Below are 25894 nucleotides of genomic sequence, written 5' to 3' on the forward strand. Positions count from 1 at the left end.
GGCTTACTGCCCCGGCGCGCCACCGCCGGCCGTTCCCGGCGCGCCGACCGCCCCGATATTGCCAAAGATGTCCTCGAAGAAGCTGCGCTCGCGGCCGAGCGTCGGCGTCTTGTCGCCATCGGGGTTGATCTTGCTCACCAACTCGAGCCCGGTCTTGTCGACCGCGACGACATTGCCCGCGGGATCGAAGCGCACGCGCAACACCTGCTGCGCGACGGGGCGCGGCCTGGCGAACGCCAGCTGGCGCGTCTCGCGCGAGACATAATAATATTCATTGTCGCTGAACTGACCGACGAAGGTCGGACGGCCGAGGGTCTTTTCGACCGATTCGCGGTTGTCGACGCCGGGGGCGATCGCATCGGTCAGCACCGGATCGACGAAATAGCCCTGCCGGCCCTTGACCTGCGCGCAGCCGCTGGCGGTCAGCGCGAGCGCCACGCCCGCAACGATCAGGCGTGCGGGACGGGCGAAAGACTTGGGGTCGGCAATCGGCATCAACTCGTCTCCTTGCGCCGCTTTTCCCCGCATCGGGCGCCGGCGCTGGCAATCGCGCCTCTTAACCGCAAGCGGACGGCGCGCACAAGCGGCTTATGCCGCCCGAATGCTTGCGCCAAGCTGACTCAGAAGTCTTTTCGGATGGGCCGAATGCGCCTAAGCGTTGCGGCATGTTTTCTTCGCTCCGCAAGCTCTTCAAGTCCGAACCCGATCCCCGTGAAGCACGGCGCCCGCTGTGGAACGCCATCGTCGCGACCGCGCGGCAACCGCACTGGTATAGCGAGGGCGGCGTCCCCGACACGCTCGACGGGCGCTTCGACATGATCAGCCTGATCCTCGCGCTTGTCCTGCACCGGATCGACGAGGATCCGGACCAGGCGCGCGCGGGCGTCGAACTGACCGAATTGTTCGTCGACGACATGGACGGCCAGATGCGCCAGATCGGGTTCGGCGACATGGTCGTCGGCAAGCAGATCGGGCGGATGGTCGGCGCGCTCGGCGGCCGCCTCGGCGCCTATCAGGCCGCCGACGGATCGGATGAACTCAGGGCGGCGCTGGTGCGCAACCTGTGGCGTGGCAAGGAGCCGCCCGCCGCCGGGCTGGCGCATGTGATGGCGCGGGTGGCGGCGCAGCGCGCGGCGCTGGCGGCGACCCCGGTCGATGCGCTCGTCGTCGCCGACCGGCTGCCCGGATGAGCGCGCCCGAATTTTCGCACGTCGTCACGCTTGCCGAGGCGGCGCAAGGTCGCACGATGCGCCTCGAAGCCGACGAAGCCGTCCGCGCGGCGATCGCGACGCGGCTCGACCTCGTCGCGCTCGACCGGTTCGTCGTCACCGCCGAGGTGCGCGCGGTCGCGGGCGGGATGGCCGCGAAGGGTGAGATCGAGGCGGCAGTCGTACAGGGCTGCGCCGCGACCGCCCTGCCGGTGCCCGCGAAGCTCACCGAACCTTTCGATCTTCGCTTCCTGACGGGCGCCGAGCCCGTCGTCGATCCCGACGAGGAGATCGAGATCAGCGACGGCGACTGCGATATCCTGCCGCTCGAGGACGACCGCGTCGATATCGGCGAGGCGGCGGTGCAGACATTGTCGCTGGCACTCGATCCCTTTCCGCGCCACCCCGACGCCGACCGCATCCTTGCCGAGAAGGGCGTGCTCCGCGAGGAGCAGGCGGGGCCTTTCGCGGCGCTCGCAAAGCTGCGCGGCAAACCCGGCGCCTAATCGCTCTCGGGCGTCTCTTTCGGTTCGTCCTTGACGAGGTCCGCGACCGCGGCGTCGAGACCCTGCTCGTCCTTCGGAGGCGCTTCCTTGGCCGCGCCATCGGTCTCACCTCGCGCGACGGGCAACGATCCGCCGAGCGCCTTCGCCAGCCCGACGAGCTGCTCGCCGAGCACACGGTCGACTCCCGGCGCAACGTCGGCGACCTTGAAGCGCATATAGCCGCCCACCGTATAATCGAACCGGATCGCGCTGCCGGTCGACGTCGGCTTGATCTGGATCGTCAACGTGCCGACGACGGCCTCACCCTGCAGCGGGCCGAAGGCGCCCGACAGGCGCATCAGTTCGTCGGGTTTTGCGAACAGGATGCGCGCGTGCTGGACGCTGCCCGGCGCACCGCCCGGCTTGGCGGGAGGCAGCTTTTCGCAGAAGCAACCGCCGGCCTGCGAATCGAGCCAGAAATTCGCGGCATCGCCCGACCAGCTATGGTCCTTCGACCACCATTTGTCGGGGGTGCGAAGCATCTTCCAGACGTCTTCGGGCGAGGCGGCGACCTGCGCGCTGTGCGCGACGGTGAAGCCGATGTCGCTCTGGTCGATCACCTTCGCCTGCGCGGGCATAGCCAGCGCAGCGGCCGAGAGTATCCCAGCGGCGAGACAGGATTTAGATTTCATACAATCCCCTCCTCCCTGAGCTCCGTCATTGCGAGCGAAGCGAAGCAATCCAGGGCGGCCTTACACCGCTCTGGATTGCCACGGGCCTGCGGCCCTCGCAATGGCGTTTACAATCGGTTCGGCTTAGCTGCCGAGGATCGCCTCGATCGCGCCGTTGACATGGTCGATGTCGGCCATGCCGTCGACCTTGCTGACGATGCCGCGCGCTTCGTAGATCGGCAGGATCGGCGCGGTCTTGGCACGATATTCGGCCATGCGCGTGCGCACCGTTTCCTCATTGTCGTCGGGACGACGCTTGAACTCGTGGCTACCGCACACATCGCAGGTGCCTTTGACCGTCGGAAGCTTGTAGCGGTCGTGATAACCCTCGCCGCACTTGGCGCACGAAAAGCGGCCGGTGATGCGGTCGACGAGCGCGTCCTCCTCGACCACCAGTTCGATCACATGGTCGAGCTTGCGGCCGCGATCCGACAGGATCTGGTCGAGCGCGTCGGCCTGTGCGGCGGTGCGCGGATAGCCGTCGAAGATCACCGAGGTGTCGCCGCCGAGCTCGTCGAGCCGTTCGCCGATCAGGCCCGAGACGATCTCGTCCGAGACGAGCTCGCCCGCGTCCATGACCGCTTTCGCCTGGAGGCCGATCGGGGTGCCCGCCTTGACCGCGGCGCGGAGCATGTCGCCGGTCGAGAGCTGAACCATGCCATGCTCGCTTTCGAGCCGCGATGCCTGCGTTCCCTTGCCCGCGCCCGGCGGTCCAAGCAAAATGATGTTCAGCGTCATGGAAGCCCCTGTTACCTCTGCCCTGTCGGGATTCGCGTAGCGGCGGCGTCAGCGACGCGCAATGCCGCCTTTCAATTTGGCCTTCTTGATGAGGTCGCCATATTGATGCGCGAGCATGTGGCTCTGGATCTGGCTGATCGTGTCGATCGTGACGTTGACGATGATCAACAGGCTGGTACCGCCGAGCTGGAACGGCAGGCCCGATCCCGCGATGAAATATTCGGGGATAAGACAGATCGCCGCGAGGTACGCAGCGCCGATCACGGTGATGCGCGTGAGCACGAAGTCGAGATAGGCGGCGGTGTTCTTGCCCGGGCGGATGCCGGGGATGAAGCCGTTCTGGCGCTTCAGATTGTCGGCGGTTTCCTCGGGATTGAAGACGACGGCGACGTAGAAGAAGCAGAAGAAGATGATCCCCGCGGCATAGAGCGCCATGTAGAGCGGCTGGCCGTGCGCGAGATACTGGTTGAGCGAGACGAGGAATTCGCCCCACGCCGTGTCCTGCTGGACATTGTTGCCGAGCATCTGGGTCACCGTCAGCGGCATCAGCAGCAGCGACGAGGCGAAGATCGGCGGGATGACGCCCGCGGTGTTGACCTTGAGCGGCAGGTGGCTGCGGTCGGCCTGCATCACGCCGCGCTGCGTCGCGCGCTTCGGATATTGGACGAGGACGCGGCGCTGCGCGCGTTCCATGAAGGCGATGAAGGCAATGACGACGATCGCGCCGCCGACGACCGCGACGATCGTGCCGCCGCCCATCGAGCCTTCGCGCACCTGCGTGAACATCTGCGCGAAGCTGCGCGGCAGCTGGGCAAGAATGCCCGCCATGATGATCAGCGAGACGCCGTTGCCGATGCCGCGGCTGGTGATCTGCTCGCCGAGCCACATCAGGAACAAAGTACCGCCGACGATCGAGATGACCGCGCCGATGCGGAACATCATGCCGGGGTCGACGACCGCGGCGATGCCCTGGCTCTGGCCGAGCGTTTCGAGGCCGACGGCGATGAAATAGCCCTGGATCGCGGTGAGGAACACCGTGCCGTAGCGCGTGTACTGGTTGAGCTTTTTGCGCCCGCTCTCGCCCTCTTTCTTGAGCGCGGCGAGGCTCGGCGCCAGCGCCGAGGCGAGCTGCACCACGATCGAGGCGGTGATATAGGGCATGACGCCGAGCGCGATGATGCTCATGCGCTCCAGGCTGCCGCCCGAGAAGGTGTTGAAGATGTCGAGGACGCCGCCGGACGCGGCTTGGCTGTAGAGTCGCGACAACGCTACGGGGTCAACCCCCGGCAGCGGCACGAACGACAGGAAGCGGAAGACGATCAGCGCGCCGATCGTGAACCAGATGCGGTTCTTGAGTTCGGTCGCCTGGCCGAACTTCGAAAAATTGAGGTTGGATGCAAGCTGGTCGGCGCGAGAGGCCATCGGTAGTTTCCTCGAGGATATTCCGGACCGCGCCCCCCGCGACCCGGCGCCTATGTGCGTTCGGAGGTCACGAAGCGCAAGGGGAAAGGCCTTACTTAAGCGGCAGGTTGATACCGAATGCCGCCTTCATTGTCCGTTCGCATCGAGCGAAGTCGAGATGCCCCTCGATCTTGCGCTGTCCCGATGGGTGTCTCGACTTCGCTCGACACGAACGGGAAAAGAGAGGTCGTCAAATGACGTAGGGCGGCCCTTTCGGAGCCGCCCTGGTATATTACTCGGCCTTGGCCTTGGCGCGCCGCTGGGCCTTCTTGCCTTCGGGCGCCGCTTCCTTGACTTCGGGAAGTTCGACCTTGCCACCGGCCTTCTCGACAGCCTCGATCGCGCCCTTCGACGCGCCGGCGACCGCAAAGGTCAGCTTGGCGGTGAGTTCACCCTTGGCGAGGAGACGGACGCCGTCCTTGCCGCCGCGCGCAGCGCCAGCGGCCTTCAGCGCGGCGTGATCGATCACGGCCTTCGCATCGAGCTTCTTGGCATCGACCAGCTTCTGCACCAGGCCAAGGTTCACGATCGCGAAATCCTTGCCGAAGATGTTATTGAAGCCGCGCTTCGGGATGCGCATGTGGAGCGGCATCTGGCCGCCCTCGAAACCGTTGATCGCGACGCCGCTGCGGGCCTTCTGGCCCTTCTGGCCGCGGCCGGCGGTCTTGCCCTTGCCCGAGCCGATGCCGCGTCCGACGCGCATGCGGCCCTTGCGGGCGCCCTTGTTGTCGCTGAGTTCGTTAAGCTTGATCGTCATGTCTGTGCACTCGCTTTCGCTGTGGTCGCGCTGGGGACCGAAAGATTTCAGTCCGGTTCGATTTCATTCGACGGCTGAAAACCGGGATAGGGCCCGGCTTTCTCCATCACGATGGCCTGGGCGACATAGCCGCGGCCATCGACTTCGGTAATCGAGGGGCTGCCGTGAAGCTGCCATCCCCGGTTGAGCAGTCCCTCGACCCGCGCGCAAAAGGCGCTGTCGTCGGGACCGGTCAACAGGCGGTAGAGCTTCACTGGCGTTTAGCCCTCGACGATTTCCACCATGTGCGGAAGCTTGCGGATCATGCCGCGCACTTCCGGCGTGTCGACCAGTTCGACCTCACGGTGCATCTTGCCCAGGCCGAGGCCGGTCAGGATCTTGCGCTGGTCCTTGGGGCGACGGATCGGCGAGCCGATCTGGCGGATCTTGATCTTCTTGTCGGCCATCGTCTTACTCCGTCACCGCCGCGGCTTCCGCCTCGGCTGCGCGGTCGGACGAGCCGCCACGCTTGATCAGGTCCGAAACCTTCTTGCCGCGACGCTGTGCGACCGACTTCGGGCTCGTCTGTTCGCCGAGCGCCTCGAAGGTCGCGCGGATCATGTTGTAGGGGTTCGAGGTGCCGACCGACTTGGTCACCACGTCGGCGACGCCCAGCGATTCGAACACGGCGCGCATCGGACCGCCGGCGATGATGCCAGTACCCGCGGGCGCCGAGCGCAGCGTGACGTTGCCGGCACCGAAGTGGCCACGGCCGTCATGGTGCAGCGTGCGGCCGTCGCGCAGCGGAACGCGGATCATCGCCTTCTTCGCAGCAGCCGTCGCCTTCGAAATGGCTTCGGGCACTTCGCGCGCCTTGCCATGACCGAAACCGGCGCGGCCCTTGCCGTCACCAACGACGACGAGCGCGGCGAAACCGAAGCGCTTGCCGCCCTTCACGGTCTTCGAAACGCGGTTGATGTGGACGAGCTTTTCAATGAGCTCTTCGCCACCGTCTTCGTCGCGCGGACGGCGATCGTCGCGGCGGCCACGGCCACCGTCACGGCCACCGCGGCCACCGTCGCGGCCGCCACGGCCACGGCGGGGAGCGCCGGTGTTTTCGGTCGCTTCGGGCGCCGCTTCGGCGTTCTGAATTTCGTCAGCCATATTAGAACTCCAATCCGCCTTCGCGAGCCGCGTCGGCCAGCGCCTTGATGCGCCCGTGGAACAGGAAGCCGCCACGGTCGAACACGACCTGCGTCACGCCCGCCTTCTTGGCGGCCTCGGCGAGGCGCTTGCCGACTTCGGCAGCGGCCGCAGCCGTGGCGCCCGAGGTCTTGCCGCGGACATCCTTGTCGAGCGTCGAAGCGGCGGCCAGCGTCGCACCGGCAGCGTCATCGATGAGCTGCGCATAGATGTGACGGCCCGAACGGTGCACCGAGAGACGCGGACGTCCACCGGCACGCTGGCGGAGGGCGGTACGCACGCGCTGGCGGCGTTTTTCGAAAGTGGTAAGATGTGCCATGGCTTACTTCTTCTTGCCTTCTTTGCGGAAGATGTACTCGCCGCGATACTTGATGCCCTTGCCCTTATAGGGCTCCGGCTTGCGCCAGCGACGGATTTCCGCCGCCACCTGACCGACCTTCTGCTTGTCGATACCGCTGATCTCGATCGTCGTGTTGTCCGGCGTCTTGATCTCGATGCCCTCGGGCACCGCGAAATCGACATCGTGGCTGTAGCCGAGCTGCAGCTTCAAGGTCTTGCCCTGCGAGTTGGCGCGATAGCCGACACCGGTGATTTCGAGCACCTTGGTGAAGCCCTCGGTCACGCCTGTGATCAGGTTCTGCACCAGCGTGCGCTGCATGCCCCAGAAGGCGCGCGCTTCACGCGTGTCGTTCGCGGGCTGCACCGAGATGCTGCCTTCACCGACTTCATACTTGATGTTGTCGGAGAGCGTCATCGCGAGGGTCCCCTTCGGGCCCTTCACCGAGAGCTGGCCGCCGTCGATCGCAGCGGTCACACCGCTGGGGATCGCCACTGCCTTTTTACCAATGCGCGACATCAGAACACCTCCGCCAGCACTTCGCCGCCGACATTATGCTCGCGGGCCTCGGCGTCCGAAAGAACGCCGCGCGGGGTCGACACGATGGTGATGCCCAGGCCGTTGCGCACGATCGGCAGCTCTTTCGAGCCCGAATAGACGCGGCGGCCCGGCTTCGAGACGCGGGCCACGTGGCGGATCGCCGGCTGGCCTTCGAAATATTTGAGCTCGATGCGAATGCCCTTGTGCTGGCCCTTCGCGCCCAGCGATTCTTCGCTGTAGCCGCGGATATAGCCTTCGCGCTGGAGCACATCGAGAACGCGGACGCGCAGGGTCGAGGCGGGAGTCAGGACGCTGTCCTTCTTCGCCTGCTGGCCGTTGCGGATGCGGGTGAGCATATCACCCAGGGGATCGGTCATTGCCATCTTCTAGTCCCTTACCAGCTCGACTTCACAACACCCGGGATCAGGCCCTTGTTGGCCAGATCGCGGAGCTGCACGCGGCACAGCCGGAATTTGCGGTAATAAGCACGCGGACGGCCCGTCAGCTCGCACCGGTTGCGGATGCGAGTCGGGTTACCGTTGCGCGGAATTTCCGCCATCTTGAGGCGCGCGATCAGACGCTCGCCATCGTCGAGCGAGGTGTCGGCCGCAATCGCCTTCAGCTTCGCATAACGGCCGGCGTATTTCTTCACCAGCTTCTTGCGACGCTCATTCTTGTTCACCGAACTCAGTTTCGCCATGACTTAAGTTCTCTTTCCTTCTTGAAAGAGCCTGCCTGGTCCCTTGCGGGACTCAGGCGGCTTCCTTTTCCTGCGCTTCGATCGGGAAGGGGAAGCCGAACAGCTTGAGCAGTTCGCGGGCCTCTTCGTCCGTGCGGGCGGTGGTGGTGACGATCACGTCCATGCCGCGCACCGTGTCGATGCGGTCATAGTTGATCTCGGGGAAGATGATCTGCTCTTTCAGGCCCATGGCATAGTTGCCACGACCGTCGAAGCTCTTCGCCGACACGCCGCGGAAGTCGCGGATGCGCGGCATGGCGATCGTGATCAGGCGATCGAGGAATTCGTACATGCGTTCGCGGCGCAGGGTGACCTTGCAACCGATCGGCATGCCTTCGCGCAGCTTGAACTGGGCGATCGACTTCTTCGCGCGGGTCACGACGGGCTTCTGACCGGCGATGAGTTCCATCTCGGCAGCGGCCGCTTCGACCTTCTTCTTGTCCTGCGTGGCTTCGCCGACGCCCATGTTGAGCGTGATCTTTTCGATCTTCGGCACTTCCATCGCATTCTTGTAACCGAACTTCTCGGTCATCGCCTTGACGATCTTGTCGTCATAGAGCTTGCGCATACGCGGGGTGTAAGCATCAGCCATTGATCGTCTCCCCGGACTTCACGGCCACGCGGACCTTCTTGCCGTCCTTGGTTTCAAAGCGGACGCGCGTCGGCTTGCCGGTCTTCGGATCGGCCAGCGCGACCTTGCTCGCGAAGAGCGGCGCTTCCTTGCGCTCGAGACCGCCCTGCGGGTTCTGCTGGGTCGGCTTGCGGTGGCGGGTGATGACGTTCACGCCCGCGACGACGACCTTGCCATCCTTCGGCAGCGCCTGCGTCACTTCGCCGGTCTTGCCCTTGTCCTTGCCGGACAGGACGACGACGGTGTCACCCTTCTTGATCTTGTTCGCCATGGTCAGAGCACCTCCGGCGCCAGGCTGATGATCTTCATGTAGCCGCGGCCGCGCAGTTCGCGGACGACGGGGCCGAAGATACGCGTGCCGATGGGCTCTTCGTTCTTGTTGACGAGCACGGCGGCGTTGCTGTCGAAACGGATCACCGAGCCGTCGGCGCGGCGAACGTCCTTCGCGGTGCGGACGATGACGGCGCGATGCACGTCACCCTTCTTCACCTTGCCGCGCGGCTGGGCTTCCTTGATCGAGACGACGATCACGTCGCCCACGCCGGCAGTGCGACGCTTCGAGCCGCCCAGCACCTTGATGCACTGGACGCGCTTCGCACCGCTGTTGTCGGCGACTTCCAATTGTGACTGCATCTGAATCATCGATGCATTTCCTTCTTCTCTGGCCTACCGGGCCATCCCGGCGGTTCCGTGAAACTCTTCGCGCTTACGCGTCGATCTCGTCGGCTTTCTTCGCCTTGGTCGAAACCTCGACCTTGTCGAGGACCTTCCAGGTCTTCAACTTCGAGATCGGACGCGTTTCCTCGATGCGGACGGTTTCGCCAGCCTTGAAGCTGTTGTCCTCATCGTGGGCGTGATACTTCTTCGAACGGCGGATGATCTTGCCGTAGAGCGGGTGCTTGACCTTACGCTCCACCTTCACCACGACGGTCTTGTCGCCCTTGTCGGACACCACCGTGCCGGTCAGAATGCGCTTCGGCATGGGTTGGTCTCCTTATTTCGCAGCCGAGCGCACGCGCCCGGTCTGTTCGGTCTTGATGCGCGCGATCGTGCGGCGCACTTCCTTGACCCGCGACGCCTTTTCCAGCTGGCCGGTGGCGGCCTGGAAACGGAGGTTGAACGCCTCGCGCTTCAGTTCGCCAAGCTGTTCGGCGAGCTGGTCGTCGGTCTTCTTGGTCAGATCTTCGGTCTTGGCCATGGCCCTCAACCCTCCAGATGCGAGGTGTCGCCGAGGCGGGCAACGACCTTCGTCTTGATCGGCAGCTTCATCGCCGCGCGTTCGAACGCCAGCGCGGCCACGGGGCCGGGAACGCCGTCGAGTTCGAACAGGATGCGGCCGGGCTTGACGCGGGCGGCCCAATATTCGGGCGAACCCTTGCCCTTACCCATACGGACTTCGGCGGGCTTCGACGACACGGGGACGTCGGGGAACACGCGGATCCACAGGCGCCCCTGACGCTTGATCGCACGGCTGATCGCACGGCGAGCCGCTTCGATCTGGCGCGCGGTGATGCGCTCGGGTTCCATCGCCTTCAGGCCATAGGAGCCGAAGTTCAGGTCGGTGCCGCCCTTGGCGAGACCGTGGATGCGGCCCTTGAACGCCTTGCGGAACTTGGTTTTTTTCGGTTGCAGCATGTCAGCGTTCCTTAGCGGCGATCATCGCGAGCCGGACGGACACCGGTCGTCTGCGCGTCGAGCATCAGACGGTCGGTCGCCATCGGGTCGTGACCCAGGATCTCGCCCTTGAAGATCCACACCTTGATGCCGCAAACGCCATAAGCGGTGTGCGCTTCGGCCTCGGCATAGTCGACGTTGGCGCGGAGCGTGTGCAGCGGCACACGGCCCTCGCGATACCATTCGGTGCGCGCGATTTCCGCGCCGCCCAGACGGCCGGCGCAGTTGATGCGGATGCCCTCGGCGCCCAGACGCATCGCCGACTGCACCGCGCGCTTCATGGCGCGGCGGAAGGCGACACGGCGTTCGAGCTGGTCGGCAATGCCCTGTGCGACGAGCTTGGCGTCGACTTCGGGCTTGCGGATCTCGACAATGTTCAGCGACACGTCGCTGCCCGTCATCTCACCGAGCTGCTTGCGCAGCTTTTCGATGTCGGCGCCCTTCTTGCCGATGATGACGCCCGGACGGGCGGCATAGATCGACACGCGGCACAGCTTTGCCGGACGCTCGATCACGACCTTCGAGATCGCGGCCTGCGGCAGGTGCTTGAACACGAACTTGCGGATCTTCAGATCCTCGACAAGCATACGGCCATAGTCCTGGCCTTCGGCGAACCAGCGGCTGTCCCAGGTGCGGTTGACCTGCAGGCGCAGGCCGATCGGATTGCTCTTCTGGCCCATCTTACGCCTCTTCTTCCTGTTCGCGGACGACGATGCGGATGCGGCTGAAGGGCTTGACGATCCGGGTCGACTTGCCGCGGCCGCGAGCGTGCCAGCGCTTCATCGAGATCGACTTGCCCACGCTCGCTTCCTTGACGACCAGCGCGTCAACGTCGAGGTTGTGGTTGTTTTCCGCGTTGGCGACGGCGCTGGCAAGAACCTTGCGCACGTCGACGGCCATCGCCTTCTTCGAGAAAGCGAGGACGTTCATCGCGTCTTCGACCTTGCGGCCGCGGATCAGCGCCGCGACGAGGTTCAGCTTCTGCGCCGAACCGCGAATCTGCGTGCCCACGGACAATGCCTCATTATCCGCAACGCGGCGGGGGGACTTTTCCTTGCCCATTAGCGTTTGCCCTTCTTGTCGGCCGCGTGACCGGGGAAGAAGCGCGTCGGCGCAAATTCACCCAGCTTCATGCCGACCATGTCTTCGTTCACCGACACCGGCACGAACTTGCGGCCGTTGTAGACGTTGAAGGTCAGCCCGACGAACTGCGGCAGGATGGTGGAGCGACGCGACCAGGTCTTGATCGGGGCAGAGCTGCCACCGTCCTGAGCCGCTTCGGCTTTCTTGAGGAGATGAAGGTCGACGAACGGACCCTTCCAGACCGAGCGAGCCATGGCTTACCTCTTCTTCTTCGCGTGACGCGACCGGATGATCATCTTGTCGGTCGACTTGTTGTGACGGGTACGAGCGCCCTTGGTCGGCTTGCCCCACGGGGTAACCGGATGACGGCCACCCGAGGTCCGGCCTTCACCACCACCGTGCGGGTGGTCGACCGGGTTCTTTGCGACGCCGCGAGTCAGCGGACGCTTGCCGAGCCAGCGGCCACGGCCGGCCTTGCCCAGGTTGGTGTTCTGGTTGTCGGGGTTCGACACCGCGCCGACCGTGCCCATGCACTCGCCGCGGATATAACGCTGTTCGCCCGAACCGAGACGCACGATGACGAGACCGCGGTCACGACCGACGACCTGCGCATAGGTGCCGGCCGAACGGGCGATCTGGCCGCCCTTGCCCGGCTTCATCTCGATGTTGTGGATGATCGTGCCGACCGGCATCTGCGACAATTCCATCGCGTTGCCCGGCTTCACGTCGGTCTTCTTGCCCGCGACGATGGTGTCGCCGACGCCCAGGCGCTGCGGCGCGAGGATGTAGGCTTGCGTTCCGTCTTCATACTTCACGAGCGCGATGAACGCCGTGCGGTTCGGGTCATATTCCAGACGCTCGACGGTGGCCGGCATGTCCCACTTGCGACGCTTGAAGTCGATGAAGCGGTACTTCTGCTTGTGGCCGCCGGCGATACCGCGCGAGGTCACATGACCCTTGTTGTTGCGGCCACCGGTCTTGCGCTTGCCTTCGGTCAGCGCCTTGACGGGCTTGCCCTTCCACAGCGACGACTTGTCGACGAGGATCAGGCCGCGCTGCGCGGGGCTGGTCGGATTATAATGTTTGAGTGCCATTTTCTTGTCCCTTCCCGAGCCGCTCAGACGCCCGTGGTGACGTCGATCGACTGGCCTTCGGCCAGGCGAACGATCGCCTTCTTCACGTCGCTGCGGGTGTAGGGCTTGCCCTTCCAGCGCTTGGTCTTGCCCTTGGTGACGAGCGTGTTGACGCTCAGCACCTTGACATCGAACAGCGCCTCGACGGCGGCCTTGATCGCGGGCTTGGTCGCGTCGTCCGCGACCTTGAACACCACGGCGTTGTTTTCGCCGAGCAGCGTCGACTTCTCGGTGATCACCGGAGCGAGGATCACGTCATAGTGACGCGCGTCGATGGTCTTTGCCTTAGCCATTGCAGCGGGCCTCCAGCTTTTCGACCGCCGCGCGGGTCAGGACCAGCGTGTCGGCACGGATGATGTCATAGACGTTGGCGCCGATGGCCGGCAGCGAATCGATGCCGATCAGGTTGGCCGACGCCATCGCGAAGCTTTCGTGGACCGCATCGCCGTCGATGAAGAGGGCGCGGTTGCCGAGTTCGAGCTTGCCGAGCTTGCCGGCGAGCGCCTTGGTCTTCGCGTCCTTGAGCTCGAGCGTGTCGATGACGACGAGCTTCCCGCCCTTCGCCTTGTCGCTCAAAGCCATCTTCAGGCCGAGGGTGCGGATCTTCTTGTTCAGCGAGTGGCCGAAGGTGCGGGCACGCGGGCCGTGCGCCTTGCCGCCGCCGATGAAGATCGGCGCCTTGCGGTCGCCGTGGCGAGCCGTACCGCCGCCCTTCTGGCGACCGAACTTCTTGCCGGTGCGGGCGACGTCGCTGCGCTCGCGGGCGGCGCGGGCGGGGCCGCGGCGCTTCTCGAGCTGCCACGCGACGACGCGGTGCAGAATGTCGGCACGCGCGTCGACGCCGAAGACGTCGTCGTTAAGGTCGATGTCGGCGCCAGCCTTGCCATCGAGGGTCTGTACCTTGACCTTCATGATCAGGACTCCTGTGCGCCGTCGGTGGCCGCGGTGTCGACGACGGTTTCTTCGACCGGCGTTTCGACCGGCGCGTCAGCCGGGGCTTCGTTGGTGTTGGCCGCGCTCTTGATGCCCGCCGGATAGGGGGCCTCGGGGTGACGCGGCAGCTTCACCGCATCGCGGACGAGCAGCCAGCCGCCCTTCGAGCCAGGGACCGAGCCCTTGACGAAGAGAAGGCCGCGCTCGGCGTCGGTGCGGACGATTTCGAGATTCTGCTGGGTGCGATTGCGGGCACCCATATGGCCGGCCATCTTCTTGTTCTTGAAGACGCGGCCCGGATCCTGACGGTTACCGGTCGAACCATGCGCACGGTGGCTGATCGAAACACCGTGGGTCGCGCGCATACCGCCGAAACCCCAACGCTTCATCGCACCGGCAAAGCCCTTACCCTGGGTCACGCCCTGGATATCGACGATCTGGCCGGCGACGAAATGGTCGGCCGACAGTTCGGCGCCGACGTCGAGCGTCGCGTCTTCGGCGACGCGGAATTCGACGAGCTTCGCCTTGGGCTCGACTTCGGCCTTGCCATAGGCGCCACGCTGCGGCTTGGCGACATTCTTCGCCTTGGCCGAGCCGGCACCCAGTTGAACGGCCACATAGCCGTCGCGTTCTTTATCGCGCACGGAGACGACCTGACAGCCTTCGAGGCTCAGGACGGTGACGGGCACGTGGCGGCCGTCGTCCTGAAACAGGCGGGTCATCCCCATTTTCTTCGCGATCACGCCAGTACGCATGATCCATACTCCTAAACAGAGGCCGGGCGGACCATTCCGCACGGCTTGCGGGACCCACCGAGGCAAGCCCCGGCAGAACCCTCCCAGCCCGAAATTTCGATGCATCGCCCCGTCCGGGCTGAGATGCCACCGTCCCGAAGGACCAGTGACGAGACGGGGGACGCAGCCCGGTCGTAAATGCTCTCCGAAGAGAGCGACCGGCGGTATCCACCCTATCGTGATGCAGGCGGCGAACCGTCCTGCCGATAGAGACCCCCGCTTTCGCGGGGGCGGCGTTGGCTTAGGCCAACTTAATCTCGACGTTCACGCCCGCGGCGAGGTCGAGCTTCATCAGCGCATCGACCGTCTGCGGGGTGGGCTGCACGATGTCGAGCAGCCGCTTGTGGGTACGCACCTCGAACTGCTCGCGCGACTTCTTGTCGACATGCGGACCGCGGTTCACGGTGAATTTCTCGATGCGCGTCGGCAGCGGGATCGGACCGCGAATGAGAGCGCCCGTGCGACGTGCCGTGTCGGCAATGTCGGTGGTGGCCTGATCGAGCACGCGGTGATCAAAGGCCTTCAGGCGAATGCGAATATTCTGCGTTTCCATGACTGTTCCAGTCGAATCCCGTCTGACGATGCGAAAGAGCGAAATGGCCTGTTCCGACCCCCAAAGGAGGCCGGAGAGGCCATCGAAAATCTTTTAGCTACGAGCCGCGCGAATCAGTCCGAATCGCGCGGCTCGCGGCCCTATATTACTTTGTGATGGTCGCGACAACCCCTGCGCCGACCGTGCGGCCGCCTTCGCGAATCGCGAAGCGCAGACCCTGGTCCATGGCGATCGGGGCGATCAGCTTGACCGACAGCTGGACGTTGTCGCCCGGCATGACCATCTCGGTGCCCTCGGGGAGGATAACCTCGCCGGTGACGTCCGTGGTACGGAAGTAGAACTGCGGACGATAGTTCGCGAAGAACGGCGTGTGACGGCCGCCCTCGTCCTTCGACAGGACGTACACTTCCGAGGTGAACTCGGTGTGCGGCGTGATCGAGCCGGGCTTCGCCAGAACCTGGCCACGCTCGACTTCTTCACGACCGACGCCGCGGATCAGCGCACCGATGTTGTCGCCGGCCTGGCCCTGGTCGAGCAGCTTGCGGAACATTTCGACGCCGGTGACGGTCGTCTTCTTGGTGTCCTTGATGCCGACGATTTCGACTTCTTCACCAACCTTGACGATGCCGGTTTCGACGCGGCCGGTGACAACCGTACCACGGCCCGAGATCGAGAACACGTCCTCGATCGGCATCAGGAAGGGCTTGTCGAGCGGACGTTCCGGCTGCGGGATCCATTCGTCGACGGCAGCCATCAGCTTCAGGATCGCGTCCTTGCCGATGTTGTCGTCGCGGCTTTCCAGAGCAGCGAGGGCCGAACCCGCGATGATCGGAATATTGTCGCCGTCGAAGTCGCGCTTCGAGAGTTCTTCGCGGATTTCGAGTTCGACGAGCTCGAGCAGCTCGGGGTCGTCCAGCTGATCGACCTTGTTGAGGAACACGACCATGGTCGGAACGCCGACCTGCTTCGCGAGCAGGATGTGCTCCTTGGTCTGCGGCATCGGGCCGTCAGCGGCCGACACGACGAGGATCGCGCCGTCCATCTGGGCGGCACCGGTGATCATGTTCTTGACGTAGTCGGCGTGGCCGGGGCAGTCGACGTGCGCATAGTGACGGCCTTCGGTTTCATATTCGACGTGCGCCGTCGAAATGGTGATGCCGCGCTCGCGCTCTTCGGGCGCCTTGTCGATGTTCGCGAAGTCGACGGCTGCGTTGCCCGCGACGTTTTCGGCGAGCACCTTGGTGATCGCGGCGGTCAGCGAGGTCTTGCCATGGTCGACGTGACCGATGGTGCCGATGTTGCAGTGCGGCTTCGTCCGCTCAAATTTAGCCTTAGCCATGATTTAAGAACCTTCTTCTTAGGTGTTTCCGTTGATCAGTCGTGGACGAGCCTGCTGAATCAGGCGCCGCCCTTAGAGGGTCTTGCCGCGCGGCGCAAGTCCGCGCGGCCCAGGACCCTTACTGGGACCCGTCAGGCCATCTTGGCCTTCACTTCTTCAGCCACGTTCGTCGGCACTTCCTCATAATGCGAGAATTGCATCGAGTATTGTGCGCGACCCTGGGTGAACGAGCGCAGCTGGTTCACGTAGCCGAACATATTGGCAAGCGGCACGATGGCTTCAACCACCTGCGCGTTGCCGCGGCTGTCGGTGCCCTGGATCTGGCCACGACGGCTGTTGAGGTCGCCGATGACGTCGCCCATGAACTCCTCGGGAGTCACGACTTCGACCTTCATCACCGGCTCGAGCAGCTTGATGCCGGCCTTCGCCGCCACTTCGCGCATCGCCGCACGGCCCGCGATTTCGAACGCCAGCGCCGACGAGTCGACATCATGGTACGCGCCGTCGGTCAGACGGATTTCGAAGTCGATGATCGGGAAGCCGATCATGTGGCCGTTTTCGGCGCTCTCGCGCATGCCCTTTTCGACCGACGGGATATATTCGCGCGGAATGTTGCCGCCCTTGATCTCGTCGATGAAGGTGATGCCCGAGCCGCGTTCGCCGGGCGCGACGCTGACCTTGACGCGGCCGAACTGGCCCGAGCCGCCCGACTGCTTCTTGTGGGTGTAGTCGACGTCGACCGGCTTCGCGAGCGATTCGCGGTACGCCACCTGCGGCGCACCGACGTTCGCCTCGACCTTGAACTCGCGCTTCATGCGATCGACGAGAATGTCGAGGTGAAGCTCGCCCATGCCCTTGATGATCGTCTGACCCGATTCATGGTCGGTCGACACGCGGAACGAGGGATCCTCGGCAGCCAGGCGGTTGAGCGCGATGCCCATCTTTTCCTGGTCGGCCTTGGTCTTCGGTTCCACCGACAGCTCAATGACCGGCTCGGGGAATTCCATCCGCTCGAGGATGATCGGCGCGTTGGCGGCGCAGAGCGTGTCCCCGGTCGTGGTTTCCTTGAGGCCGGCGAGCGCGACGATGTCGCCCGCATAGGCTTCCTCGATGTCCTCGCGCGAATTGGCGTGCATCAGGAGCATACGGCCGATCTTTTCCTTCTTGTCCTTGACCGAGTTCAGATAGCTGCCCTTGGTCAGGGTGCCCGAGTAGATACGGGCGAAGGTGAGCGAACCGACGAACGGGTCGTTCATGATCTTGAACGCGAGCATCGACAGCGGCGCCGTGTCCGACGTCGCGCGCGAGTCGGGTTCGTTCGTGTCGGGGTTGACGCCCTGAACGTCGGGGATGTCGAGCGGCGACGGCAGATAGTCGACGACCGCGTCGAGCAGCGTCTGGACGCCCTTGTTCTTGAACGCCGAACCGCAGAGAACCGGAACGAACGCCTGGCCGAGCGTTCCCTTGCGGATAAGCGCCTTCAGGGTCGCGACGTCGGGCAGCGTGCCTTCGAGATAGGCTTCCATCGCATCGTCGTCCTGTTCGACGGCGAGTTCGACGAGCTTTTCGCGATATTCGGCAGCCTTGTCGACAAGGTCGGCCGGAATTTCTTCATAGAAGAATTCGGCGCCCAGGCTCTCGTCCTTCCAGATGATCGCGCGCTCGTTGACGAGGTCGACGAGGCCCTTGAAGTCGCCTTCCGCGCCAATGGGCAGATAGAGGACGGCCGGGACCGCGCCGAGACGATCGATGATCGTCTGGACGCAATAATAGAAGTTCGCGCCGGTGCGATCGAGCTTGTTGATGAAGCACATCCGCGGAACCTTGTACTTGTCCGCTTGGCGCCACACGGTTTCCGACTGCGGCTCGACGCCGGCAACGCCGTCGAACGCCGCGACCGCGCCGTCGAGGACGCGCAAGCTGCGCTCGACCTCGATGGTGAAGTCGACGTGGCCGGGGGTGTCGATGATGTTCAGGCGATGTTCGGGGCCTTTACCCTCATCGGCCTTCCACAGGCAGGTGGTGGCGGCCGACGTGATCGTGATGCCGCGTTCCTGTTCCTGCTCCATCCAGTCCATGGTGGCGGCGCCGTCATGGACTTCGCCGATCTTGTAGGACTTGCCGGTATAATAGAGAATGCGCTCGGTCGTCGTGGTCTTGCCGGCGTCGATGTGCGCCATGATACCGAAATTGCGATAGCGTTCGAGCGGATGGCTGCGTGCCATGATCTTTTCCTTGGATTTGGGGGGAGGCCTTTGGAGCCGCCCCCGATATAGGAAGTTTTGTTGCGATTGCGAGACGCCGGGGCGTCGCGCAAATTACCAGCGGAGGCTGACCTTCCCGCTGTTACCAGCGGTAGTGCGAGAAGGCGCGGTTCGCTTCCGCCATGCGGTGCGTGTCTTCGCGCTTCTTGACTGCGTTGCCGCGGTTGTTCGACGCGTCGAGCAGTTCGCCCGACAGGCGCGCGGCCATCGTCGTTTCGCTGCGGTTGCGCGCCGCGGTGATCAGCCAGCGGATCGCGAGCGCCTGCGCGCGGTCCGGACGGACTTCAACGGGAACCTGGTAGGTCGCACCGCCGACGCGGCGGCTGCGGACTTCGATGTTCGGGCGGATGTTCGCGAGCGCTTCGTGGAACACGCCGAGCGGTTCCTTCTTGGCGCGGGCTTCGACCGCTTCGAGCGCACCGTAAACGATGCTTTCGGCGACCGACTTCTTCCCGTCCAGCATGACGCTGTTCATGAACTTCGACAGCACCGTATCACCGAAACGGGGATCGGGCAGGATTTCGCGGCGTTCAGGACGACGACGACGAGCCATAGGTAATTCCTTTTACAACAGCATCCCGGCGCGGAGCGCTCGCGGGATGATCAAATAGCCGGGGAGTGAATGGATCCCGGATGAAATCGCTTGAAGCGATTTTCCGGGATGACGTTCACCCCGTGAACGTCACTTCGGACGCTTCGCACCGTACTTCGAACGGCTCTGCTTGCGGTCCTTCACACCTTGGGTGTCCAGAACGCCGCGCAGGACGTGGTAACGGACACCGGGAAGGTCGCGCACACGGCCGCCGCGGATCAGCACGACGCTGTGTTCCTGGAGGTTGTGGCCTTCGCCGGGGATGTACGAAATGACTTCGCGGCTGTTGGTCAGACGGACCTTCGCCACCTTGCGGAGCGCCGAGTTCGGCTTCTTCGGAGTCGTCGTATAGACACGGGTGCAAACGCCGCGCTTCTGCGGGTTCGCGTCCATCGCCGGGACCTTGGACTTCGCCTTCTGCGGCGTCCGGCCCTTGCGGACGAGCTGGTTGATCGTGGGCATGAATGCTTCACCTTTATGTGTCCGCCCATCGGAGCGAACGGTTACTGTACCGCGGTGGATGAAGCTCTGGCCGACACCTGCCGAAACCGGCAGAAAACGGCCAACCTGATAACAGCAAAAGACCCCGGCGGACTCGTTCGTCCTCCGGAGGCTCCATCCGCGCCAGCAATGTTCAAGCGCTGTTGTGATCGAGTTTGGCGGAAGTCCGCCGCTTTCGACCGTGCGCGCCCCTAGCGGTGATTCCCTCCGCGGTCAAGGGGAAGGCAATATTGTTGCGCCGTGCCTGCGCCGCTATCGGTCGTATATGGCCGCGCTTCGACACGCCAGCTTCGCCCCGCATGTCGCGCCCGACACGCGCCTGCTGATCCTCGGCAGCTTGCCCGGCGCGAGGTCGCTGGCCGAACGCCGCTATTACGCCCACCCGACGAACCAGTTCTGGCGCCTGCTTGGCGCGGTGATCGATCAACCGCTTGCGGAGTGGTCCTATGGCGAGCGGCTCGCCGCGCTGCGCCAAGCGAAGATCGGATTGTGGGACGTGATTCGCAGCGCCGAGCGGCGCACAAGCAACGACGCGCATATCCGCAGGGCCGACCCGCACGACCTTGCCGCGCTGGTGTCGACCCTGCCCGATCTTCGCATGATCGCCTTCAACGGCGGCAAGGCGGCGGCGATCGGGCGGCGTCAGATCGCCCCGCTGGGGGCGATCGCCATCGTCGACCTGCCGTCGAGTAGCGCCGCGAACACCGCAAGCTTTGCAGCGAAACGCGAAGCCTGGCTGGGCTTGCGCGACGCGCTCGACTGACGATCAGAAGCCCATCGTAAAGCGGAGCGCCGCGCCCTTGTCGTCGGGCATCGCCGCAATATGGCCAGGATCGCGCCGCCACCATGTGTTGGCGACCAGATCGCCGCCGAACAGAGTCAACGCATAGCTCGCCTCAGCCACCAGTTCGCGGCCCGTCGGTGCCAGATTGTAGGTGCGGCGCTCGAATCCAGCGCTCTGCGTCGCATAGTCGTACGACACGGGAAGCGTCAGATCGACCCCGCCGCGCGCGACGCGAAGCGGCTGCGCGAAGCGGAGCGCCGCACGGTCGCCGGCGCGCAGCAGGCCCGCCTTCGCGATGTCGAACGAGAAGGCGTTCGAGCGCAGCGCGCCCCCGGCGATCAGGCCGCCGCGATCGGGCCGCGTCCACATCTGGCGCCACGCGCCTGCGATGCTCCAACCGTCACCTATATCGACGCCGAGCCGCGCATCGCCGACGAGGCTGGTCGCTCCGCCCGCGCCGAAGACCGGCCCGAGCCGGGCGCCGAGCAGGCTGTCCGATTCGCGAAGCCAGCTTCCGCCGAGCGCTGCCTGAAACCGCCCGAACCGGCCGTCCCAAGAGGCGCCGAGGCGTTGGTAGCGACTGTCGCGGATACTCCGATAGCGGAGCAGCGGATCGTCCTGCCAGCGCGATCCCGACACCGTGCCATTCTCGGCGCTCAGGCTGATCGCCTGACCGGGGGCGATCCTGTGCCGGATCAGGGACCCGACCCCGGGGCTTGCGGCAAAGCCAAGGCCTTCCTGCGCCGCGTCGCCGACGAGCATCGCATGACCCGCCTCGCCGCGTTCGCCCGCGAGCAACCCGCCAACGCCGCGCCCCACTGCAAGGCCGAGCCGGGTGTCGGCGTCGAGACGCGTGACCATCGACGCGGCGATCGTCCGCGCCCGCTGCGCATCGTGAAAGGAAAGACCCGCCAGCGCGTCGGTCCCGCCGACGCCCGGCGCGGTGACGAGCGACAGCGCGGTCGCGCCCGAGGCGGCGCTCTGCTGGCGGACGAGCCCGCCGATCGCTCCCGACAGTTTGAAGTCGGGGCGGCGCTGGCGAAGCGAGCCAGCGAAGTCGACGTTGAAGGCGCGGCCGAAACCGTCGGTGACAAGCCCGACGGCGCCGCCCTGTCCCCGCGCACCCGCATCGCCCATCGGTCCGCCGAGTTCGCCTAGCGCACCGCCAAGCGGCACCGCGGTCGACGTCCCCGCCAGCGTCGTCGCGCCGATCGGCTGAAAGGCGCGCGCGATGTCGAGAATCCCCTGGCCATAGACCGCATCGTCGCCCGCCGCCCCGGCGTCGCGCGCCGACTGGTAGAGAAGGTCGACGATCTGTTGCCCCGTCAGGTTCGGAAAGGCCTGCGCCAACAAGGCGACCGCGCCCGCGACCTGCGGGGCCGAGAAGCTGGTGCCGTTGAGGACGAAGACGAAATTGCCCTCGGTCTTGATCACGCCATTCTCATAGGCGCAGCACACGCCCTCCCCGAGCGCCGTCAAATAGGAACCCGCATAGGCGCCCGCGCGATTGCTGAAGTCCGCGATGCGCCCATTTTCATCGACCGCGCCGGCAATGATGACAAGCCCGCCGCCCGCATCGCGCAGCCCCTGCGCGAACAATTCGGGATTGTTCGGGTCATTGCCGTTTGCCGTCGTATCACCTTCGTTGCCCGCCGACAGGATGACGACGATCCCCGCCGCGGTCGCGCGCGCCACCGCCGCGCGCAGCGTCGCGCCGGGCGGGTCGCCGCCGCCCAGCGAGATATTGACGACGCGCGCGCCGGCGGTGACCGCGCGGTCGAGCCCCGCCGCGATCGCGCTCTCGGGAAAGCGGCAACCCGTTTCGTCGTTCGACGGATCCTCGGTCGCGCAGCTTCCCGGCCGGTCGGCGCGGAGCACGAGCAGGTTCGCATTATAGGCGATGCCAAAGGTGCCGGCGTCATTCTTCGCGCCGAGCAGGATCTGCGCGACATTGGTTCCGTGCGTCCCCTCGCCGTTGATCCCGCGCGCGCCTGCGACATCGGCCGAGAGCGTCGAGATGCGTCCCGCGAATTCGGCGCTGTCCTCGTCGATCCCGTCGTCGATTACCCCGGCCAGCACGCCCAGGCCGGTCGCGCCCGCCTGATAGGCGGTGATCGCGCCGTGAAAATTGACACCGTCGGATCGCCGCGTTTCAGCCGTGTTGAAATTGCTGCCCGGCGGCGGGGTCGGCGTGGGCGTGGGGGTTGGCACCGGCGTCGGCGCGGGTGTCGGAGCCGGGGGCGGGGCAGGGGTTGGCGAAGGACGCGCCCCGCCGCCACCGCCGCAGCCACCAAGCGACAGGGCGGCGATACAAAATATTGCGGGCAAGGGACGCGTAGCGATCCGGCGCATGAAGCTCTGTCGCATCGCCTCGGCCATCGGTCTTCCCCCTGTCGCTGCCTTCCGTCTCCTAGCTCGACGGACGGGCCCGACGCTAGACCCTACAGCCTTGCCGGAAGGTAAAGCGACGCGCCTTGCCGCCGGATCGTTGGCGCTTTATGCGACCGGGCGTCATGACCGTGCCGATCGACCATATCGAAAGCTGGATCTTCGATCTCGACAACACCCTCTATCCGCCGTCGGCGAAGCTGTTCGACCTGATCGACGAACGCATGGGCGCCTTCATCATGCGCCTGCTCGGCGTCGATGCGGTCGAAGCGCGGCGGGTGCAGAAGCAATATTTCCACGATCACGGCACGACGATGGCCGGACTGATGCGGCATCACGGCGTGCACCCCGAGGATTTTCTGGCCGACGTCCATGATATTGCACTCGACCGGCTGAGTGTCGACGATCGGTTCCGTGCTGGACTCGCCCGGTTGCCCGGACGCAGGCTGGTCTTCACCAACGCCGACGCCGACTATGCCGAGCGCGTTCTCAAGGCGCGCGGGATCGCCGATCTGTTCGACGGTATCTGCGATATCCGCAGCACCGCCTATACCCCGAAGCCCGATCCCGCCGCTTATGCCGCTATGGTCGCGCACCTGGCGGTCGATCCCGCGACGAGCCTGTTCGTCGAGGATATGGCGCGCAACCTGACGCCCGCCAAAGCGCTGGGCATGACGACCGTCTGGCTGGACAATGGCAGCGAAAGCGGCCATCGCGACCACCTGCCGAGCCATGTCGATTTTCATGCGACCGACATCGTCGACTGGCTCGATACCTTACCGCAACCTTGGGGAATTTCATGAGCACCGACCTGCAAGCCACGATCGAAGCCGCCTGGGACGCCCGCGAAACGCTGGGGCTGACGACGACCGGCGCGGTGCGGGATGCGGTCGAGGCGGCGCTCGCCGGACTCGACGACGGCAGCTTTCGCGTTGCGACACGCGACACCGCGGGAACGTGGCAGGTCAACCAGTGGCTCAAGAAGGCGGTGCTGCTCTCCTTCCGCCTCAACGACATGGAGATCATCGAGGGCGGCGCCGGCGGCGCGACCTGGTGGGACAAGGTACCGTCGAAATTCGCCGGCTGGGGCGAGAACCGCTTCCGCGACGCGGGCTTCCGCGCCGTTCCCGGTTCGATCGTCCGCCGCGGCGCCTTCATCAGCAAGGGCGCGGTGCTGATGCCGAGCTTCGTCAATATCGGCGCCTATGTCGGCGAGGGGTCGATGGTCGACGCCTGGGCCACGGTCGGCAGCTGCGCGCAGATCGGCGCGAACGTCCACCTGTCGGGCGGCGCCGGGATCGGCGGCGTGCTCGAACCGCTGCAGGCGGGCCCGGTGGTGATCGAGGATGGCGCCTTCATCGGCGCGCGCGCCGAAGTCGCCGAGGGCGTGATCGTACGCGAGGGCGCGGTGCTGTCGATGGGCGTCTATCTGGGCGCATCGACCAAGATCATCGACCGCGCGACGGGGGAGGTCTTCATCGGCGAAGTCCCCGCTTATTCGGTCGTCGTTCCGGGATCGCTGCCGGGCAAGCCGCTACCCGACGGAACGCCAGGCCCGTCGCTTTATTGCGCGGTGATCGTCAAGCGCGTCGACGCGCAGACGCGCGCCAAGACCGGGATCAACGAGCTGCTGCGCGACTGATCAAATGCGTTGCCCTCGCCAGGGCGACGACTGCGGGCGTTAGCGCTCGCTCAGATAATAACGTTCGCGCGCCGTCAGATCGTCGGCAAGCTCATAGACGATCGGCTGTCCCGTCGGAATCTCCAGCCCCGTGATGTCGGCGTCCGAAATGCCCGACAGATGCTTGACCAAAGCGCGCAGGCTGTTGCCATGCGCCGAGATCAGCACCGTCTTGCCGGCGGCGAGCTGCGGCGCGATCGCGCTTTCATAATAGGGCAGCACGCGCGCGATCGTATCCTTCAGGCTTTCGGTGTTGGGGATCGCGATGCCCGCGTAACGCGGATCGCCCGACAAGTCATAGGGCGATCCGGCGTCGAGCGGTGGCGGCGGGATGTCGAAGCTGCGGCGCCAGATCTTCACCTGTTCGTCGCCATGCTTCGCCGCGGTTTCTGCCTTGTCGAGCCCGGTGAGCCCGCCGTAATGGCGCTCGTTGAGGCGCCAGTCCTTCGTTACCGGCAGCCAGAGCCGGCCCATCGCCTCGAGCGCGAGATTGAGGGTCTTGATCGCCCGCGTCTGGACCGAGGTGAAGCAGGTGTCGGGCGTAATGCCCTTTTCCTTCATCAGCTCGCCCGCCGCCCATGCTTCGGCCGCGCCCTTTTCGGTGACGTCGACGTCCCACCAGCCGGTGAACCGGTTTTCCAGATTCCACTGCGACTGGCCGTGGCGGATGAGGATGAGCTGCGGCATGTTCGGTCCTTCGGATGGAGGAAATTCGCCGCCCCATAGCGCGGGTTTTTGCCGAATGCCAACGCCCCCTTGAAATGGTTTCGGCGGTTACCAGATTGGCCTTGTCCGGCCGCCGAAACGGGGTCGGGTGGTGATCGCGGCCAACAACCGCGGTCCCGTGACTTCGCTTTGAAAGGAAGGAATGACCCATGCGCAACAGCTTTGACTGGACCCCTTATCGCCGTTCGACCGTCGGTTTCGACCGTCTGTTCGACTTCCTCGAAACCGGTGGTTCGGGTGCCGAAAATTATCCGCCGTTCGACATCGAAAAGCTGGGCGACGACCATTTTCGCATCACCGTCGCGGTGGCCGGCTTCAAGTCGAACGAAATCGACATCACCGCGCAGCAGAATATGCTGACCGTCAGCGGCCGCAAGGCGCCGGTGGCCGAAGGCGAGGCGCGCCAGCTGCTTTATAGCGGTATCGCGACGCGCGCGTTCGAGCGCCGCTTCCAGCTCGCCGACTTCGTGCGGGTCGACGCCGCCGACCTCGCCGACGGGCTGCTGACGATCGATCTCGTCCGCGAGGTGCCCGAGGCGATGAAGCCCCACAAGATTGCGATCGGCGGTGCTCCGGTGATCGAAGACAAAAAGGCCGCGTAACCACGCGTCCGTTTCGACCGAAAATATACGGGGTCCGG

Annotated in this window: 38 protein-coding genes; 6 read left to right on the forward strand and 32 right to left on the reverse strand. The window is 65.0% G+C overall.

What is annotated here, in order from left to right; genetic code table 11:
- Positions 1-3: 3 nt before the first annotated feature.
- Positions 4-495, reverse strand: coding sequence for an outer membrane protein assembly factor BamE (bamE, locus tag ATE64_RS04025; RefSeq protein WP_197410103.1), 492 nt, complete (start codon positions 493-495; stop codon positions 4-6).
- Positions 496-665: 170 nt separating this feature from the next.
- Here bamE and ATE64_RS04030 point away from each other — a divergent pair, with 170 nt between their 5' ends.
- Positions 666-1190: a ubiquinol-cytochrome C chaperone family protein gene (locus ATE64_RS04030; RefSeq protein ID WP_058454366.1), complete on the forward strand. Its 525-nt coding sequence runs from the start codon at positions 666-668 to the stop codon at positions 1188-1190.
- Complete coding sequence (locus ATE64_RS04035) at positions 1187-1714, forward strand: DUF177 domain-containing protein (protein WP_058454365.1); 528 nt, start codon at positions 1187-1189, stop codon at positions 1712-1714. The genes ATE64_RS04030 and ATE64_RS04035 overlap by 4 nt, the downstream gene beginning before the upstream one ends.
- On the opposite strand, the gene ATE64_RS04040 is transcribed toward ATE64_RS04035, so the two are convergent.
- The 29 genes from ATE64_RS04040 to rpsL form a co-directional block, all read right to left on the reverse strand.
- Positions 1711-2385, reverse strand: a complete 675-nt coding sequence (locus ATE64_RS04040) for an SRPBCC family protein (RefSeq protein WP_058454364.1) — start codon at positions 2383-2385, stop codon at positions 1711-1713. The genes ATE64_RS04035 and ATE64_RS04040 overlap by 4 nt on opposite strands.
- A 123-nt stretch (positions 2386-2508) precedes the next feature.
- Positions 2509-3162: an adenylate kinase gene (locus ATE64_RS04045; protein WP_197410104.1), complete on the reverse strand. Its 654-nt coding sequence runs from the start codon at positions 3160-3162 to the stop codon at positions 2509-2511.
- Positions 3163-3210: 48 nt separating this feature from the next.
- Positions 3211-4584 (reverse strand): preprotein translocase subunit SecY, encoded by a 1374-nt coding sequence (secY, locus tag ATE64_RS04050; RefSeq protein ID WP_058454363.1) that lies wholly within the window; start codon positions 4582-4584, stop codon positions 3211-3213.
- A 271-nt stretch (positions 4585-4855) separates the two neighbouring features.
- Positions 4856-5380, reverse strand: a complete 525-nt coding sequence (gene rplO, locus ATE64_RS04055; protein ID WP_082657567.1) for a 50S ribosomal protein L15 — start codon at positions 5378-5380, stop codon at positions 4856-4858.
- 47 nt (positions 5381-5427) lie between these two features.
- A complete protein-coding gene (locus tag ATE64_RS04060) occupies positions 5428-5634 on the reverse strand; it encodes a DUF1737 domain-containing protein (RefSeq protein WP_058454362.1) in 207 nt (68 codons plus the stop codon).
- Positions 5635-5640: 6 nt separating this feature from the next.
- Positions 5641-5826: a 50S ribosomal protein L30 gene (rpmD, locus tag ATE64_RS04065; RefSeq protein ID WP_058454361.1), complete on the reverse strand. Its 186-nt coding sequence runs from the start codon at positions 5824-5826 to the stop codon at positions 5641-5643.
- A gap of 4 nt (positions 5827-5830) precedes the next feature.
- Positions 5831-6523, reverse strand: coding sequence for a 30S ribosomal protein S5 (gene rpsE, locus ATE64_RS04070; protein ID WP_058454360.1), 693 nt, complete (start codon positions 6521-6523; stop codon positions 5831-5833).
- 1 nt (position 6524) lies between these two features.
- Positions 6525-6881: a 50S ribosomal protein L18 gene (rplR, locus tag ATE64_RS04075; RefSeq protein ID WP_058454359.1), complete on the reverse strand. Its 357-nt coding sequence runs from the start codon at positions 6879-6881 to the stop codon at positions 6525-6527.
- A 3-nt stretch (positions 6882-6884) separates the two neighbouring features.
- On the reverse strand, positions 6885-7418 hold the full coding sequence (gene rplF / locus ATE64_RS04080; RefSeq protein WP_058454358.1) for a 50S ribosomal protein L6: 534 nt from the start codon (positions 7416-7418) through the stop codon (positions 6885-6887).
- On the reverse strand, positions 7418-7822 hold the full coding sequence (gene rpsH, locus ATE64_RS04085; protein ID WP_058454357.1) for a 30S ribosomal protein S8: 405 nt from the start codon (positions 7820-7822) through the stop codon (positions 7418-7420). Before rpsH ends, rplF begins: the two co-directional genes overlap by 1 nt.
- An 11-nt stretch (positions 7823-7833) precedes the next feature.
- Complete coding sequence (gene rpsN, locus ATE64_RS04090; RefSeq protein WP_058454356.1) at positions 7834-8139, reverse strand: 30S ribosomal protein S14; 306 nt, start codon at positions 8137-8139, stop codon at positions 7834-7836.
- A gap of 52 nt (positions 8140-8191) precedes the next feature.
- Complete coding sequence (gene rplE / locus ATE64_RS04095) at positions 8192-8770, reverse strand: 50S ribosomal protein L5 (protein ID WP_058454355.1); 579 nt, start codon at positions 8768-8770, stop codon at positions 8192-8194.
- Complete coding sequence (gene rplX / locus ATE64_RS04100) at positions 8763-9080, reverse strand: 50S ribosomal protein L24 (protein ID WP_058454354.1); 318 nt, start codon at positions 9078-9080, stop codon at positions 8763-8765. Before rplX ends, rplE begins: the two co-directional genes overlap by 8 nt.
- A 2-nt stretch (positions 9081-9082) precedes the next feature.
- Positions 9083-9451 carry a 50S ribosomal protein L14 gene (gene rplN / locus ATE64_RS04105; protein ID WP_011543078.1) on the reverse strand — a complete coding sequence of 123 codons (369 nt, stop codon included), beginning with the start codon at positions 9449-9451 and terminating at the stop codon, positions 9083-9085.
- A gap of 64 nt (positions 9452-9515) precedes the next feature.
- Positions 9516-9791, reverse strand: a complete 276-nt coding sequence (gene rpsQ / locus ATE64_RS04110) for a 30S ribosomal protein S17 (RefSeq protein WP_058454353.1) — start codon at positions 9789-9791, stop codon at positions 9516-9518.
- Between the two features lie 12 nt (positions 9792-9803).
- The gene (rpmC, locus tag ATE64_RS04115; RefSeq protein WP_058454352.1) at positions 9804-10007 is read right to left on the reverse strand and encodes a 50S ribosomal protein L29; all 204 of its coding nucleotides are present in this window, start codon (positions 10005-10007) and stop codon (positions 9804-9806) included.
- Between the two features lie 5 nt (positions 10008-10012).
- Complete coding sequence (gene rplP, locus ATE64_RS04120) at positions 10013-10444, reverse strand: 50S ribosomal protein L16 (RefSeq protein WP_058454351.1); 432 nt, start codon at positions 10442-10444, stop codon at positions 10013-10015.
- Positions 10445-10455: 11 nt separating this feature from the next.
- Positions 10456-11163: a 30S ribosomal protein S3 gene (gene rpsC / locus ATE64_RS04125; protein ID WP_058454350.1), complete on the reverse strand. Its 708-nt coding sequence runs from the start codon at positions 11161-11163 to the stop codon at positions 10456-10458.
- Between the two features lies 1 nt (position 11164).
- Positions 11165-11545 carry a 50S ribosomal protein L22 gene (rplV, locus tag ATE64_RS04130; RefSeq protein ID WP_054589690.1) on the reverse strand — a complete coding sequence of 127 codons (381 nt, stop codon included), beginning with the start codon at positions 11543-11545 and terminating at the stop codon, positions 11165-11167.
- Positions 11545-11820: a 30S ribosomal protein S19 gene (gene rpsS, locus ATE64_RS04135; RefSeq protein WP_003042215.1), complete on the reverse strand. Its 276-nt coding sequence runs from the start codon at positions 11818-11820 to the stop codon at positions 11545-11547. The genes rplV and rpsS overlap by 1 nt, the downstream gene beginning before the upstream one ends.
- Before the next feature lie 3 nt (positions 11821-11823).
- On the reverse strand, positions 11824-12660 hold the full coding sequence (gene rplB, locus ATE64_RS04140) for a 50S ribosomal protein L2 (RefSeq protein WP_058454349.1): 837 nt from the start codon (positions 12658-12660) through the stop codon (positions 11824-11826).
- 23 nt (positions 12661-12683) lie between these two features.
- The gene (locus ATE64_RS04145; protein ID WP_058454348.1) at positions 12684-12992 is read right to left on the reverse strand and encodes a 50S ribosomal protein L23; all 309 of its coding nucleotides are present in this window, start codon (positions 12990-12992) and stop codon (positions 12684-12686) included.
- On the reverse strand, positions 12985-13611 hold the full coding sequence (gene rplD, locus ATE64_RS04150) for a 50S ribosomal protein L4 (protein ID WP_058454347.1): 627 nt from the start codon (positions 13609-13611) through the stop codon (positions 12985-12987). Before rplD ends, ATE64_RS04145 begins: the two co-directional genes overlap by 8 nt.
- Positions 13612-13613: 2 nt before the next feature.
- Positions 13614-14387 (reverse strand): 50S ribosomal protein L3, encoded by a 774-nt coding sequence (gene rplC / locus ATE64_RS04155; RefSeq protein ID WP_058454346.1) that lies wholly within the window; start codon positions 14385-14387, stop codon positions 13614-13616.
- Positions 14388-14667: 280 nt separating this feature from the next.
- The gene (gene rpsJ, locus ATE64_RS04160; RefSeq protein WP_003042199.1) at positions 14668-14979 is read right to left on the reverse strand and encodes a 30S ribosomal protein S10; all 312 of its coding nucleotides are present in this window, start codon (positions 14977-14979) and stop codon (positions 14668-14670) included.
- A 145-nt stretch (positions 14980-15124) separates the two neighbouring features.
- A complete protein-coding gene (gene tuf / locus ATE64_RS04165) occupies positions 15125-16318 on the reverse strand; it encodes an elongation factor Tu (protein WP_058454345.1) in 1194 nt (397 codons plus the stop codon).
- A 131-nt stretch (positions 16319-16449) separates the two neighbouring features.
- Positions 16450-18543, reverse strand: a complete 2094-nt coding sequence (gene fusA / locus ATE64_RS04170; protein WP_058454344.1) for an elongation factor G — start codon at positions 18541-18543, stop codon at positions 16450-16452.
- Positions 18544-18664: 121 nt separating this feature from the next.
- Complete coding sequence (gene rpsG, locus ATE64_RS04175; protein ID WP_058454343.1) at positions 18665-19135, reverse strand: 30S ribosomal protein S7; 471 nt, start codon at positions 19133-19135, stop codon at positions 18665-18667.
- A 129-nt stretch (positions 19136-19264) separates the two neighbouring features.
- Positions 19265-19636 carry a 30S ribosomal protein S12 gene (gene rpsL / locus ATE64_RS04180; RefSeq protein ID WP_058454342.1) on the reverse strand — a complete coding sequence of 124 codons (372 nt, stop codon included), beginning with the start codon at positions 19634-19636 and terminating at the stop codon, positions 19265-19267.
- A 304-nt stretch (positions 19637-19940) separates the two neighbouring features.
- On the opposite strand from rpsL, the gene ATE64_RS04185 reads away from it, so the two are divergent.
- Positions 19941-20438 (forward strand): DNA-deoxyinosine glycosylase, encoded by a 498-nt coding sequence (locus tag ATE64_RS04185; protein ID WP_058454341.1) that lies wholly within the window; start codon positions 19941-19943, stop codon positions 20436-20438.
- Between the two features lie 3 nt (positions 20439-20441).
- Here ATE64_RS04185 and ATE64_RS04190 read toward each other — a convergent pair whose 3' ends face one another.
- Positions 20442-22670 (reverse strand): S8 family peptidase, encoded by a 2229-nt coding sequence (locus tag ATE64_RS04190; RefSeq protein WP_058454340.1) that lies wholly within the window; start codon positions 22668-22670, stop codon positions 20442-20444.
- 302 nt (positions 22671-22972) lie between these two features.
- Here ATE64_RS04190 and ATE64_RS04195 point away from each other — a divergent pair, with 302 nt between their 5' ends.
- Entirely contained in the window at positions 22973-23650 is a 678-nt protein-coding gene (locus ATE64_RS04195; RefSeq protein ID WP_058454420.1) for a pyrimidine 5'-nucleotidase, read from the forward strand.
- Positions 23647-24489, forward strand: coding sequence for a 2,3,4,5-tetrahydropyridine-2,6-dicarboxylate N-succinyltransferase (dapD, locus tag ATE64_RS04200; protein WP_058454339.1), 843 nt, complete (start codon positions 23647-23649; stop codon positions 24487-24489). The genes ATE64_RS04195 and dapD overlap by 4 nt, the downstream gene beginning before the upstream one ends.
- Before the next feature lie 39 nt (positions 24490-24528).
- Here the strand turns inward: dapD and gpmA are convergent, their stop codons facing one another.
- Entirely contained in the window at positions 24529-25215 is a 687-nt protein-coding gene (gene gpmA, locus ATE64_RS04205; RefSeq protein WP_058454338.1) for a 2,3-diphosphoglycerate-dependent phosphoglycerate mutase, read from the reverse strand.
- Between the two features lie 188 nt (positions 25216-25403).
- On the opposite strand from gpmA, the gene ATE64_RS04210 reads away from it, so the two are divergent.
- Positions 25404-25856, forward strand: a complete 453-nt coding sequence (locus tag ATE64_RS04210) for an Hsp20 family protein (protein WP_058454337.1) — start codon at positions 25404-25406, stop codon at positions 25854-25856.
- Positions 25857-25894: the final 38 nt, after the last annotated feature.

The organism is Sphingopyxis sp. H073 (assembly GCF_001468395.1).
In the GTDB taxonomy this organism is placed as follows: Bacteria; Pseudomonadota; Alphaproteobacteria; order Sphingomonadales; family Sphingomonadaceae; genus Sphingopyxis.